The organism is Sphingomonas turrisvirgatae, from assembly GCF_001721295.1.
GTDB lineage: Bacteria > Pseudomonadota > Alphaproteobacteria > Sphingomonadales > Sphingomonadaceae > Sphingomonas > Sphingomonas turrisvirgatae.
On the sequence record NZ_MDDS01000007.1, the window covers coordinates 1 to 12,212 of the forward strand.

General features: G+C 65.0%; 12 protein-coding genes. 11 read left to right on the plus strand and 1 reads right to left on the minus strand.

Features of this window, described 5'->3' with window-relative positions; all coding sequences use genetic code 11:
- Positions 1-73 precede the first annotated feature (73 nt).
- Complete coding sequence (locus BFL28_RS21395) at positions 74-169, plus strand: helix-turn-helix domain-containing protein (protein WP_241527197.1); 96 nt, start codon at positions 74-76, stop codon at positions 167-169.
- Positions 170-458: 289 nt separating this feature from the next.
- On the plus strand, positions 459-1,661 hold the full coding sequence (locus BFL28_RS02865; RefSeq protein WP_013039112.1) for an aspartyl protease family protein: 1,203 nt from the start codon (positions 459-461) through the stop codon (positions 1,659-1,661).
- Here BFL28_RS02865 and BFL28_RS02870 read toward each other — a convergent pair.
- Positions 1,655-2,071 carry a MerR family transcriptional regulator gene (locus tag BFL28_RS02870; RefSeq protein ID WP_004212867.1) on the minus strand — a complete coding sequence of 139 codons (417 nt, stop codon included), beginning with the start codon at positions 2,069-2,071 and terminating at the stop codon, positions 1,655-1,657. The two genes, BFL28_RS02865 and BFL28_RS02870, sit on opposite strands and share 7 nt — an antisense overlap.
- A gap of 78 nt (positions 2,072-2,149) precedes the next feature.
- On the opposite strand from BFL28_RS02870, the gene BFL28_RS02875 reads away from it, so the two are divergent.
- From BFL28_RS02875 to fliE, 9 genes are all read left to right on the plus strand, one after another.
- Positions 2,150-2,776 (plus strand): cation efflux transmembrane domain-containing protein, encoded by a 627-nt coding sequence (locus tag BFL28_RS02875; RefSeq protein ID WP_004212870.1) that lies wholly within the window; start codon positions 2,150-2,152, stop codon positions 2,774-2,776.
- Positions 2,776-4,743 (plus strand): cytochrome c/FTR1 family iron permease, encoded by a 1,968-nt coding sequence (locus BFL28_RS02880; RefSeq protein ID WP_004212871.1) that lies wholly within the window; start codon positions 2,776-2,778, stop codon positions 4,741-4,743. The genes BFL28_RS02875 and BFL28_RS02880 overlap by 1 nt, the downstream gene beginning before the upstream one ends.
- A 73-nt stretch (positions 4,744-4,816) precedes the next feature.
- Positions 4,817-5,113, plus strand: a complete 297-nt coding sequence (locus BFL28_RS02885) for a hypothetical protein (RefSeq protein WP_007406840.1) — start codon at positions 4,817-4,819, stop codon at positions 5,111-5,113.
- A 60-nt stretch (positions 5,114-5,173) separates the two neighbouring features.
- Positions 5,174-6,451, plus strand: a complete 1,278-nt coding sequence (locus tag BFL28_RS02890; protein ID WP_004212875.1) for a TolC family protein — start codon at positions 5,174-5,176, stop codon at positions 6,449-6,451.
- Entirely contained in the window at positions 6,451-7,629 is a 1,179-nt protein-coding gene (locus BFL28_RS02895) for an efflux RND transporter periplasmic adaptor subunit (RefSeq protein WP_004212877.1), read from the plus strand. The genes BFL28_RS02890 and BFL28_RS02895 overlap by 1 nt, the downstream gene beginning before the upstream one ends.
- Before the next feature lie 3 nt (positions 7,630-7,632).
- Positions 7,633-10,878, plus strand: a complete 3,246-nt coding sequence (locus BFL28_RS02900) for an efflux RND transporter permease subunit (RefSeq protein ID WP_004212878.1) — start codon at positions 7,633-7,635, stop codon at positions 10,876-10,878.
- A 53-nt stretch (positions 10,879-10,931) separates the two neighbouring features.
- Complete coding sequence (locus tag BFL28_RS02905) at positions 10,932-11,420, plus strand: SRPBCC domain-containing protein (RefSeq protein ID WP_004212879.1); 489 nt, start codon at positions 10,932-10,934, stop codon at positions 11,418-11,420.
- Complete coding sequence (locus BFL28_RS02910) at positions 11,417-11,794, plus strand: putative periplasmic lipoprotein (RefSeq protein WP_069319147.1); 378 nt, start codon at positions 11,417-11,419, stop codon at positions 11,792-11,794. Before BFL28_RS02905 ends, BFL28_RS02910 begins: the two co-directional genes overlap by 4 nt.
- A gap of 45 nt (positions 11,795-11,839) precedes the next feature.
- The gene (fliE, locus tag BFL28_RS02915; RefSeq protein WP_069319148.1) at positions 11,840-12,181 is read left to right on the plus strand and encodes a flagellar hook-basal body complex protein FliE; all 342 of its coding nucleotides are present in this window, start codon (positions 11,840-11,842) and stop codon (positions 12,179-12,181) included.
- The last annotated feature ends 31 nt before the right edge of the window (positions 12,182-12,212 follow it).

A 12,212-nucleotide genomic window follows, 5' to 3' on the forward strand; every position in this document is an offset into this window, starting at 1 on the left:
AGAAGGGTGGCCGGCCGGCCGCACCGGCAAGGACAAGCGCGACCTGGCCGTCAGGCTCTACCACGAGAACACGATGCCGATCGCCAAGATTTGCTCGATGCTCGGCATCTCCAAGCCAACACTCTACGCCTATGTGCGATCGGCCGAGACCAAGCCGGTAGCCGCGTAGCGACGCTCGCCGACAAATAGCGCGATCAGAATGCCGCCACTTAGCGCGAGCGTTTACACCGTTCGCGGTCCCGATCGGCCCAGCGTCCCCCGGAACCGTTCGTTATCGGGAAGGCATCTAAGCGGTCTGCACCATCCTTCATCTAAAGTTCTCCAAGCGCTTCTGAGGATTTTCGGGCGCACCAAAAGCACTTGCTCCTCCAGTGGCTGGAGCATGTAACCGCAATTTGCTCTCCTGCGGACGGGGGGCTGGAGGTGGCTTTTTGACGGCCCGTGTTGAAGCAATCGGTATGTCTCGACGCTCATTAGTGGCGCGGCTGGTGGCCTGTGGAACCGGCTTGGTGCTCGGTTCTCCAACGCTCGCGCGACAGACTTCCCGGTCTGCGGGCTCGTGGAACTTCGGTGCGGCTCACCTCGAATGGGAGCCGCTGGAAGTCGGCACGGGTGATACCCTCCTTGTTTCGGCACAAGTGCGCGGAGTGCCGGTGCGGGCGGTGCTCGACAGTGGCAGCGGCGCGTCGATCATGAGCACGGCGCTCGCGGCGAAGCTCGGCTTGAACGATGGTGAGCGGCGCATGATTAGCGGGCTGAGCGCCAAGGCCCCGGTGCTGCTGGTCCGCGACATCGACGTACAGCTCGCCCGCGAAACCCGTCGCTTACCCTTTGCCGTCGTTGGTGATCTGAGTTCAGTGTCGGCGGCCTTCGGACGACCGATCGATATCCTCCTCGGTGCCGATATGTTCACGGGTAGCTGCATCGCGCTCGATTTCGCGAAAAGGCGTATGGCGGTCGTCAAGTCAGGCACGTTTCTCGCCGGTCCCGACTGGCGCGCTGTCGCGCTCGGGCGCGGTGCCAAGCAGGAGCTGTTCATTCGAGCTTCCGTCTCGGGTTTGCCTCCCGTGCCCTTGATGATCGATCTTGGCAGCTCGGCCGCGCTGATGCTCTCGTCGGCCTATGCCCGCGATCAAGGGCTGTTGAACGGGAAGCTCGTCTCGACCGCGGCGATCGGCGGCGTCGATGGTGTGCGTATCAACGATGCTTTCACGATCCAGAACATCAACATCGAAGGGCTTGGCGTCTCGAACGTCCCCACACTCGGGATGAGAGCTTGGCTCTCCACCAGCACGGTTGGCAATGTCGGCCTACCGCTGATCGCTCAATTCGACGTGGTGTTCGACGTGACCGCCGGATTCGTGTGGCTCCGGCCACTCGGTCCTCGTCGTCGCCTGCCGATGCTGAAGGACCGTAGCGGCCTTGGCCTCGCAGCCTCACCAACGGCGCTCACCGTTGTTCATGTGGCGGCGAACAGTCCCGCGGAAAAGGCTGGCTGGGCGGTCGGCGACCGGATCGTGGCGGTGAACGGCCATTCGATCGATGCGAACTATACGCGTGGGGAGCTCTGGCAAGTGCGCTCCCGGCCTGCTGGCACCCTCGTAAAGCTGACGATGGCCTCGGGTGATGTGCGCGAGCTCAGGCTGGCCGATTATTATTGATCGGCTTGAGGGTGGCCTTTGCCGATCGCCTTCATGATCCGACAATCGGCCATGCGCGCCTTGGTGCAGCTCTGGCTGAGCATTGCCAACTCATCCCGCAACACCGCGAGTTGCGCCAGTCTCTCCTCCACATCCTTGAGGTGCTGAGCAGCGATAGCTGAGGCGGCACCACAATCCTGGTCCGGGTTCTGCGCCAGCCCCATCAACGAACGGATCTCGTCGACGGAGAAGCCAAGCCGGCGACCGTTGCGGATGAAGTGCAAACGCTCAATGTCACTGGCATCGTAGGTTCTGCGACCCGACGCCGTGCGAGGGGCGGATCGGAGCAACCCGATCGACTCATAAAAGCGGATCGTCGTCACCTTCGTCGAGGTCTCGCTGGCGAGCTGCCCAATCATCACCGGCTTCATCATGCCATCCTTGCTTATGCGAACGTGTCGCACATTTCGCTTGCTTCTACAGCGACTGGAGGTGGTAAGGAAGGCCGCATGAATGCTTCTACCGAAAGCTGCGGGTGCCACGGGGAGCCCGCGCGCGCGCAAACCGATCCGGCCTATCGCCGTGCGCTGCTGACCGTCGTGGTGCTCAACCTCGGCTTCGGAGTCGCCGAGCTGTTCGGCGGGTTCATCGCCGATAGCCAAGCGCTGAAAGCGGATTCCCTCGATTTTCTCGGGGACGGGTCGATCAGCCTTATCGGTCTTCTCGCGCTTGCCTGGTCCGCACGGGCGAGGGCAAAGGTCGCGCTGACGCAGGGGTTGTTTCTCGGTGCGCTTGGCGTGGGCGTAATCGGTTTCGCGATTTGGCGCGCCCTGAACGCAACCGCGCCCGATGCCGAACTGATGGGCACAATCGGCGTTGTCGCGCTCGCGATCAATGTCGTGTCCGCCTTGGTGCTTGCGCGTTTCCGGGAAGGGGACGCCAATGTTCGCGCGATCTGGCTGTTCAGCCGCAACGACGCGCTCGCCAACGTGGCGGTGATCGCCGCGGCCGGTCTGGTGGCGTGGACAGGAAGCGCCTGGCCGGACCTCGCCGTCGCCGGCCTCATCGCCCTCCTGTTCCTCCACTCCGCTTATGAAATCGTCACTGGCGCTCGGCGCGAATTGGGAGAGCGGTAGTGCGTCTGCTCGCGTTGATCCGGGCAATGCTCTCGTTGCGGCTGCTCTCCGCGCTCGCGGCGCTGCTGATCCCTGCTGCGGCAATCGCCGAACCCGGCGACGTGCAAACCGCATGGCGGCTGCTCGACTATATGGCCGTCGATTATGGCGGCGCGGTCGCCAACGGTCGGATCAAGAGCACGTCGGAATATGCCGAGATGACGGAGTTCGCCGCGTCGGTCTCGACACGGCTTCAGGGCCTGCCGGCGAAGCCGGAGCGTCAAGCCCTCATCCAGCGGGCTGCCAACCTCCAGGCGGTGATCGCGGAAAAGGGACCGACTGAACAGGTGGCAACATTGGCGCACGGGCTCGCGGCCGATCTGTTGCGCGCCTACCCGGTGCCGCTCGCGCCCGATAAGGCTCCGAACCTCGTCTCCAGCGATGCCCTGTTCCGACAATCCTGCGCGTCCTGCCACGGGATGACGGGCAACGGCCGTGGCCCTGACGCCGCCAAGCTCGCTACGCCCCCGATTGCTTTCACCGATGCCGAGCGCGCGCGCCAGCGCAGCGTGTTCGCGCTCTATCAGGTGGTGACGCAAGGCATCGACGGGACCGCGATGCAGAGCTTCGCCGATCTGCCCAACGATCAGCGCTGGGCGTTAGCATTCCGAGCCGGGAGCTTCGCCTTCACGGATGCGCAGGCGCGCGAAGGCGAGCGGCTTTGGAAATCCGACCCGACCCTTCGCCGGCGCATTCCGGACCTGAAAACCCTGGTCGCGCTCACCCCGGCCGCGCTCGGCGCGGCGATCGGCGACGCCAAGGCTGACCCAGTGCTCGCGTTCCTGCGTCGTCATCCCGAACAGGTGATACAACAGGCTCCCGGCTCGCTCGCGGTCGCCCGCGCCAAACTCGCCGAAAGCGTGGCGGCTGCGCGGCGCGGCGATGCGCGCATGGCGAAAGAGCTGGCGCTGTCGGCCTATCTCGATGGGTTCGAGCCGATCGAGCCAACACTCACCGCGCGCGACGCGACGCTGATGGGTCGAATCGAGGGCGCGATGGGGGAGTTCCGCGCCTCGATCGACCGGGGCGCGTCGCCCGATGATCTCGCGGAGAAGGTCGCAGTACTGGGCGGCCTTTTCGACGATGCGGAAGCGGCGCTCGCGCCTGATGCCGCCACCGAAGCGTCCACGTTCCTGGGCGCGTTCACGATCCTGCTGCGTGAAGGGCTCGAAGCCCTGCTCATCGTTGTCGCCATGATCGCGTTCCTGCGTAAAGCCGAGCGCGGCGAGGCGCTGCGGTACGTGCATGGCGGCTGGGTCAGCGCGATCATCGCGGGCGGGATCACCTGGGCGGTCGCCACCTATGCGATCGGGATCAGCGGTGCGAGCCGGGAGCTGACGGAAGGGTTTGGCTCGCTGTTCGCCGCGGTCGTGCTGCTCTCGGTCGGGATTTGGATGCACGGCAAGGCGCAGGCCGATCAGTGGCAGCGCTATATTCGCGAGAAGATGTCGCGGGCGCTCTCGGGCGGGTCGGGCTGGTTCCTGTTCGGGCTGGCGTTCGTCGTAGTTTATCGCGAGGTCTTCGAGACGATCCTGTTCTATGCCGCGCTTTCGGCGCAAGGTGACAACGGGATGCTTCTCGCGGGGGCCGGGTCGGCGATTGGACTGCTCAGCCTGATCGCTTGGGCCATGCTTCGCTACAGTCGCAAGCTGCCGATCGCGCAGTTCTTCCGCTATAGCTCCTGGCTCATGGCGGTCCTGACCGTCGTGCTGGCGGGTAAAGGCGTCGCCGCGCTCCAGGAAGCCGGCCTTATCAACATCGCACCGCTCGCGGACGTGCCACGGCTGTCGATGCTCGGCGTGTTTCCCACTTGGCAATCGGTGCTGGCGCAACTCCTGATGGCGGTCGCCATTGCGGTCGGGTTCGCCTGGAACGGGCGCGACCGATCCCGCTCGGGTTCCGGCTCAGTGACCCTTGGTTCGAATTAGTGCAATGACATGAAAACCCTTCCGTGATAGAGGCAAGCTAGTGCGAGCCTTTTTGCCTTTCCTGACATGCCTGATGCTGGTCCTGACCAGCTTCTCCGGCATGGCCCATGCCGCCGATCTGGCGGGGGGAAGCATCGCGGGCGTTGAGTTCACGGTCCATACCGCCGGTGACATCGATCAGGTGCCATCGGACTCGGACAAGAATGTCCCGCATCATCACAATTATTGTCACGGACACGACGTCGGCGCGCCTGCGCGCACGACGATGGAATATACCCCCGTCCTCACAGTGCCCAAGCCGACAATCTCCGCCTCTGCGTCGCTCGACGGCCGCACCGGCATGGTCCATTTGAGGCCCCCCCAAGCCTGACGTCCGATTTGGGCGTGCGTTGGCGCGCCCCTGTCGATCATCGTCAGGAGTCCTATTTTCATGAATCGTATCCTCGCGGCCATGCTGGCCGCAGCGTCTTGCGCCACGATGGCGCAGGCGCAGGTCGGACCGTCCGCGCCTGTTGCGCAGGATGCGCCGGTCTACACGCTTGACCAAGCGGTCAGTGCAGCGGGCGGTTCGGCCCCTGCTGCGGAAGCGGCGACAGCTGGAATCGACGCGGCCCGTGCAGGTCGCACAGTCGCCGGCTTGCGGCCCAATCCGGTGGTTCAAGGCCAAGTCGAGAATGTCATCGGCTCCGGGCCGTATCGGGGGGTCCGCAGCGCGGAAACCACGGTCGGCTTTGCGATCCCGATCGAGCTAGGCGGCAAGCGCGGCGCCCGCGTCGCGGTCGCCAATGCGCAATTGTCCCGGGCCGAGATCCAGGCCGCGATCATCGCGGCGGATGTCCGGCTTCAGGTAACGCAGCTCTATGTCGAAGCGGTCGCGGCCGATCGCCGGGTAATGACAGCCCGCGATCAGGCCCGGATCGCCAGCGATGCGCTGCGGGCCGCGAGCGTTCGCGTGCAGGCAGGGCGGGCATCGCCACTCGAGCAACAGCGCGCGGATGTCGCGCGTATCAATGCCGACGCCAATGTGGAGCGGCAGCTTCGCTTGGCCGAGGCGGCCCGCGCCAATCTGGCGCGTCGGATCGGACGGCCGATCGACGGCCTGCTCGATGACACGCTGCTCGATCGCCTTCCCGGTGTGAACGTCTATGGGCCGTTGGCACCGGTCAACACGACCGGCACACTCGCGCTGGCGGCAGCCAACGCGGATTTCTCCATTGCCGAAGCCGGCGTGCGGCTCGCGCGCGCCAATCGCGTGCCTGACCTGAACGTCGGGCCGTCGATCCGCCGCCTGGAAGCGACCAACGACATGGCGGCGGTGTTCAGCGTGTCGATCCCGATCCCGGTGTTCAACAATGGTCGCGCCGCGATTGCGCAGGCGACCGCGCAGCGGACCCAGGCGGATGCGCAGCGCCGCGTGACCGCGCTCGACATCGAACAGGCGATCACGGACGCGCAGGCGCAGGCGGCCAATGCCGCAACGACGGCTCGTGCGGCGTCGGGGCCGGCGCTGGCGGCTGCACAGGAGGCCGCCCGCATCGCGCGGATCGGCTATCGCGAGGGCAAGTTCGGCCAGCTCGAATTGCTCGATGCTGAACGCACGCTCGCCGAAACGCGGGTCGCCGCGATCGACGCGCTTGCCAATTACCAGAATGCCCGCGCGCAAGTGGAGCGACTGACCGCTCGTGCGCCCAATGGGGGGAATCAGTGATGAAGAGCTTTTATCTCGCGGGCGCGGCGTCGCTCGCCCTGCTCTTGGCTGCCTGCGGCGGCAAGGATGGCGGAAACGAGGCAACTGCCGAAGGCGCAGCTGCCAATGAGACGGCAGCGGGCACGGAAAAGGGCGGTGCTGAAGGCGGTCATGCCGGTGAAGGCGTCGTCACATTGGGTGCCGACCAGATCGCCACAGCGGGCGTCCAGGTCGGACGGCCGATCATCGGCGGGGCCGGGACGATCGAGCTGCCCGCGATCATCGAGGGCGACCCACAGGGAACGCAGGTCGTCTCGGCCGCAATTGCGGGACGCGTGGTCGCGCTCACCCGTAACCTCGGCCAATCGGTCGGACGCGGCCAGACCATTGCGGTCATCGAAAGCCGCGAGGCGGCGCAGATCAAGGGCGAGGTCGAGGCGGCGCGGGCGCGGCTTCAGCTCGCTAATTCGAACCTCGCGCGCGAACAGCGGCTGTTCGCGCAGAGAGTCTCCCCTGAACAGGATCTGATCGCCGCCCGCACAGCGGCGACGGAGGCGCGGATCGCCCTGACGCAGGCGCAGAGCATGGTTTCGGCGGCGGGTGTCGGCGGCGGTGGGCTCAACCGGCTCGGCATTGCCGCGCCGATCTCGGGCCAGATCATTGCGCGCCCCGTGACGCTGGGACAAACGGTCGCGGCGGATGCCGAACTCTATCGCATCGCCAACCTGAGCCAGGTGTCGATCGCGCTTAATCTCAAGCCCGAGGATGCGGGCCGGGTGCGTCCCGGCAATACGGTGCTGGTGAAGGCGGCAGGCCGTCAGGCGACCGCCCGCGTGACCTTCGTGTCGCCGGCGCTTGATCCGCAGACGCGGCTCGTGCCTGCGCTCGCCACCCTCGACAATCGCGGTGGCGAATGGCGGGTCGGCGAGCCTGTGACGGCAGCCGTGCAGCTCACGGGCAGCGGCGGGAGCGGGGCGGTCCGCGTGCCGACGACGGCGGTCCAGAGTTTCGAGGGCAAGTCGGTCGTGTTCGTGCGCACGCCCACCGGCTTCAAGGCGACCCCGGTCCAGCTCGGCGATGCGTCGGGCGACACGGTGATCGTCCGGTCGGGCCTGACCGGCAACGAACAGATCGCCACCACCGGAAGTTTCACGCTCAAGGCCGAGATCGGCAAGGGCGAAGCGAGCCACGAGGATTAAGCCATGATCGCCCGTATCGTAACCTGGGCGGTCGAGAAGCGCTGGCTAGTCCTGCTCCTCACCGTCATCGTCGCCGCCATCGGCGCCTTTTCCCTCTACCGGCTACCGATCGACGCGGTGCCGGACATCACCAACAATCAGGTCCAGATCAACGTCCGCGCGCCTGCCCTCTCGCCCGAGCTGGTCGAGAAGCAGGTGTCGTTTCCAATCGAAACCGCGCTCGCCGGCACCCCCGGCCTGGAATATACGCGCTCGTTGAGCCGCAACGGCTTCGCGCAGATCACGGCGGTCTTTTCGGACGCGACGGACATCTATTTCGCCCGCCAGCAGGTGGGCGAGCGTCTGCGGGGCGTGCAAGAGAATCTGCCCGACGGCGTGAACCCTGAAATGGGTCCGATCGCGACAGGCCTGGGCGAGGTGTACATGTACACCGTTCGTCTCGATCATCGCGAGGACGACAAGCACAAGCCCGGTGAACCGGGCCAACAGCCCGATGGCAGCTACATCACGCCAGAGGGCGAGCGACTGACGACCGAAGAGGACAAGGCGACCTACCTGCGCACCGCGCAGGACTGGATCGTGACGCCGCTTCTGAAGACCACACCGGGCCTCGCCGGTGTCGACTCGATTGGCGGTTACGCCAAGCAGTTCCTCGTCGTGCCCGACGTGCAGAAGCTGGCCTCGCTCGGCATCACGCTGACGGACCTGGGAAATGCGCTGGAGCGCAATAACACCAGCGTCGGCGGTGGCTTCGTCAATCGCAATGGCGAAGGTCTGGCTGTTCGCTCGGATGCGCTCGTTCGCAATGCCAGCGAGTTGGCCAGGACCGTGATCGCGACACGTAACGGCGTGCCGATCACGGTCGAACAAGTTGCGACTGTGAAGACGGGTCAGGCGATCCGCATGGGTTCGGCATCGGAGAACGGTACCGAAGTCGTCGTCGGCACGGCGATCATGCGGATCGGCGAGAACAGCCGCATCGTGTCGACCGCGGTCGCTGAGAAACTGAAGACGATCAACGCTTCGCTGCCTCCTGACGTCGTAATTCAGCCGGTGCTGAACCGCACCGAGCTGGTCAATTCGACGATCAAGACGGTCGCGAAAAACCTGTCCGAAGGCGCGGTGCTGGTCATCGTCGTGCTCTTCCTGCTGCTCGGCAACTTCCGTGCGGCCCTGATCGCGGCGTTGGTCATCCCGATCACCATGATGCTGACAGGCTTTGGTATGCTGCGCGCTGGGGTCTCGGCCAATCTGATGAGCCTTGGGGCTTTGGACTTCGGTCTGATCGTCGACGGCGCCGTCATCATTGTCGAAAACGCGCTGCGCCGGCTTGCCGAGCAACAGCATCATGAAGGCCGATTGCTCAGCGTCAAGGAACGGCTCGCGACCGTGGCAGCCGCTGCGCGTGAGATGATCCGTCCCTCTGTGTACGGGCAGGCAATCATCATCCTCGTCTACGTACCGCTGCTCACGCTGACCGGCGTGGAGGGTAAAACGTTCGGACCGATGGCGCTGACCGTCATCATCGCGCTCGCCTTCGCCTTCATCCTCTCTCTCACCTTCGTGCCGGCGATGATTGCGATCTGGCTGTCGAAGAAGGTCGAGGAGAAGGACGGCCGCATCATCACGTGGCTGAAGAAGCGCTACGAACCCGGTCTCGACCGGGCCATGAAGCGCCCGACGCTGACGATCGGTGCGGGTGTGGGAAGCCTTGTGGTGGCGGCGCTTGCTTTCACTACGCTCGGCTCGGTGTTCCTGCCGCAGCTCGACGAAGGCGATTTGCTGATCCAGTCGCTCCGCATTCCGGCAACGTCGGTCCAGCAGAGCCAGGCGATGCAGGTGCCGATCGAGCGGATGATGTCGAAGCAGCCGGAGGTGCAATTCGTCTATTCCAAGACGGGCACCGCCGAGCTGGCGGCCGACCCGATGCCGCCGAACGCGACCGACATGTTCGTCATCCTGAAGCCGCGCAAGGATTGGCCGGATCCTGAGCTTCCCAAGGAGGAGCTGGTCAGCCGGATCGAGGGTAATCTCGCGAAGATTCCGGGAAATGCCTACGAGATCACCCAGCCCATCCAGATGCGCTTCAACGAGCTGATCGCCGGCGTGCGCGGCGACATCGCGGTGAAGGTGTTCGGGGACGACTTCAACCAGATGAACCGGACGGCCGAGCAAATCGCGGCGGTGCTGCGCAGAACGCAAGGCGCAGCGGACGTGAAGGTGGAGCAGACGACCGGTCTTCCCATGCTCGACATTCGCGTCAACCGCGACGCGATGGCGCGGTTGGGCGTTACGGCTCAGGATGTGCAGGACACCGTGACTGCGACGATCGGCGGGCGAACATCGGGCCAGATCTTCGAGGGCGACCGTCGCTTCCCCGTGGTGATCCGCCTGTCGGAGGCGCAGCGTGCCGACATCGGCCTGCTCCAACAGGTGCAGGTGCCGGTGGCAGGCGGCGGCTATGTACCGCTGTCCAGCGTCGCCGAGATCAAGGTGGTCGATGGTCCGAACCAGATCAGCCGCGAGAACGGCAAGCGGCGCGTGGTGGTGCAAGCCAACGTGCGTGGCCGCGACGTCGGATCCGTCGTGGCGGATGCGCAGGCGGCGATCGGCAGCCAACTCCGGCTGCCTGCCGGCACCTATCTCGAATGGGGCGGCCAGTTCGAGAACCTCCAATCGGCAAGCGAACGGCTGAAGCTGGTCATTCCGGCTTGCTTCATCTTGATCCTGCTGCTCCTCTACGGGGCGTTGGGATCGGTCCGCGACGCCGCGATCGTGTTCACCGGCGTGCCTTTCGCGCTGGTGGGCGGCGTCCTGTTGCTGTTCCTGCGGGGCATGGACTTCTCGATCTCGGCGGCAGTGGGCTTCATCGCCCTCTCGGGCATCGCGGTCCTCAACGGCCTCGTCATGGTCAGCTCGATCCAAGATCTGATCCGATCAGGGATGAGCCGCGAGGAAGCCGCGCATGTTGGCGCGATGCAGCGTCTGCGACCCGTCATCATGACCGCGCTAGTCGCCAGCCTCGGCTTCGTGCCGATGGCGCTGGGCGAAGGCGCCGGCGCAGAGGTTCAAAAGCCTTTGGCGACGGTCGTCATCGGCGGTCTGATCTCGGCGACGCTTCTTACGCTGTTCGTGCTGCCGACACTCTATGCCCGGTTCGGGCAGAAAGTGATCGAGAAACCCGAGCACTACAATGAGGAGCATGAAGGGGACGACCACGGTCAGACCTTCGTGAACAACTTGGCCTGATGGATGGGCGGGGCGATCCGCGATCGCCCCGCCCATCTCTGGGAGATGGGGATATGCCTCGCACCATAACCAGCTCGATGCTTCACGGCGGGCCACTGCGCATCTGGTCGGCACTCACCGATCCGGATCATCGCCGGGCGTGGAGTCCGCTCGTATTTCTCGATGATCCGTCCCGGCTCGGCGACACAGAATGCACCTTTGCGATCCAGGGCATCACCCGGCCAATTCGGACGCCAGCACGGATTGATCGATTCGATAAACCGCACGCCTTCGCTTGGTCCTGCGGCATCCCCTATCTGTTCACGCTCGAAGAGCGGTACGAGCTGGCGGGGGACGATGGCGGCACCAGGCTAACGCATAGCTGCACGCTGCGCGGGGCGCTCTCCCTGCCGTTCGCGGCGATGATGTTGCGCCGCCTGCGATCCCTGATGGTCGAATCTGACGATCGCCTCGCAACCTATCTCCGCTGGCGGGTAGGTCAGCCTGCCCGGGCTATCAATCGTCAGCGCGTCCCCTTCCGCTACAGGAGGAAGGCGCGATGATGATGCACTGTAAGCGGGTGCTGCCCGCCGTCATCCTCGTTGTCGGGCTCGCGGCGTGCTCGGAAAGAAAGCCGCCAGCCCCGCCAACGGAGCAGCAGATCCATTCGTCCGACAGCGCCGTGGCGACCGGGGAAATGGGGCGGCATAGATATCGCTGTTCCGACGGGGAACCACTGTTCGTCGATTACAAGGACGATGGCCTGCAAATCGATTTGCGGCGCTCCAACGGGGGACCGCCGATGATGCTGACCGCGCCAGCGCAGGGCCTGCAATATGTCGGCGAGACGGCCACCGCGACCTTCAAGGGGTCGCAACTCACGATCGTGGAAGGCGAAGGCCGCACGCGGACATGCGAGCGGGAGGGCGTCCAATGAACCGTCCCGTCCTCCGACACATCGCACTGCAACGGGGGAGAAGCGATGTCTGACACGTCGATCTCGAATGTGATGGCCATTCGTGCCGAGGTGATCGCGCGCAGCCGCGCCTTGCGCGAGGCGCAGCCGACGGCACCGCCGAGCGTCGCTCCGACAACTCCAGCCTCAAGCTTTGCCGACACGCTCAACGCCGTGGTCGCCAAGGTCAATGAGACCCAGGAGCAGGAGGATGTCGTCACCGAAGCATATGAGCGTGGCGAGACCACCGACATTGCGACCGTCGCGCTCATGCAGAGCCGCGCATCCATAACTTTCGAGGCGACCCTGCAAGTCCGGAACAAGCTGCTGTCCGCTTATCGGGACATCATGAACATGCCGATCGGATGACGGTCGCAGGGAGAATTAAGGCGTAACTGAT

Coding starts and splice junctions, on each gene's coding strand:
- BFL28_RS02895 (WP_004212877.1), top strand. CDS start 6,451: ATGAAGAGCTTTTATCTCGCGGGCGCGGCGTCGCTCGCCCTGCTCTTG.
- BFL28_RS02865 (WP_013039112.1), top strand. CDS start 459: ATGTCTCGACGCTCATTAGTGGCGCGGCTGGTGGCCTGTGGAACCGGC.
- BFL28_RS02900 (WP_004212878.1), top strand. CDS start 7,633: ATGATCGCCCGTATCGTAACCTGGGCGGTCGAGAAGCGCTGGCTAGTC.
- fliE (WP_069319148.1), top strand. CDS start 11,840: ATGTCTGACACGTCGATCTCGAATGTGATGGCCATTCGTGCCGAGGTG.
- BFL28_RS02910 (WP_069319147.1), top strand. CDS start 11,417: ATGATGATGCACTGTAAGCGGGTGCTGCCCGCCGTCATCCTCGTTGTC.
- BFL28_RS02875 (WP_004212870.1), top strand. CDS start 2,150: ATGAATGCTTCTACCGAAAGCTGCGGGTGCCACGGGGAGCCCGCGCGC.
- BFL28_RS02890 (WP_004212875.1), top strand. CDS start 5,174: ATGAATCGTATCCTCGCGGCCATGCTGGCCGCAGCGTCTTGCGCCACG.
- BFL28_RS02885 (WP_007406840.1), top strand. CDS start 4,817: ATGCTGGTCCTGACCAGCTTCTCCGGCATGGCCCATGCCGCCGATCTG.
- BFL28_RS21395 (WP_241527197.1), top strand. CDS start 74: ATGCCGATCGCCAAGATTTGCTCGATGCTCGGCATCTCCAAGCCAACA.
- BFL28_RS02905 (WP_004212879.1), top strand. CDS start 10,932: ATGCCTCGCACCATAACCAGCTCGATGCTTCACGGCGGGCCACTGCGC.
- BFL28_RS02870 (WP_004212867.1), bottom strand. CDS start 2,071: ATGAAGCCGGTGATGATTGGGCAGCTCGCCAGCGAGACCTCGACGAAG.